The organism is Mesorhizobium sp. M8A.F.Ca.ET.181.01.1.1 (genome assembly GCF_004792025.1).
In the GTDB taxonomy this organism is placed as follows: domain Bacteria; phylum Pseudomonadota; class Alphaproteobacteria; order Rhizobiales; family Rhizobiaceae; genus Mesorhizobium.
Genome location: NZ_SRTV01000072.1, coordinates 1 through 389, shown reverse-complemented (window position 1 = coordinate 389; position 389 = coordinate 1). Strand labels below are relative to the sequence as shown.

General features: G+C 62.2%; 1 pseudogene. It reads left to right on the top strand.

Going from position 1 to position 389, the window contains the following annotated elements:
- Window positions 1-389: pseudogene (locus tag EN824_RS33640) on the top strand (excinuclease ABC subunit UvrA); the annotation flags it as partial.

The window sequence follows — 389 nt, the reverse complement described above, 5'->3', positions numbered from 1 at the left end:
CTGTATGCGGAAGGACAGCGGCGCTACGTAGAAAGCCTTTCGGCCTACGCGCGGCAATTCCTTCAGCTGATGGAAAAGCCCGACGTGGATCTGATCGAGGGCCTGTCGCCTGCCATCTCGATCGAGCAGAAGGCCACCTCGCACAATCCGCGCTCCACGGTGGGCACGGTCACCGAAATTCACGACTACCTGCGGCTATTGTTCGCACGCGTCGGCACGCCCTATTGCCCGGACCATGAAATCCCGCTGGAAGCGCAAAGTGTGTCGCAAATGGTCGACGCGGCGCTCGCGCTGCCGGAAGAAACCAAGCTGATGATCCTCGCGCCCGTGGTCGCGGACCGCAAGGGCGAGCACGTCGAGCTGTTCGAGGAAATGCAGGCGCAGGGCTT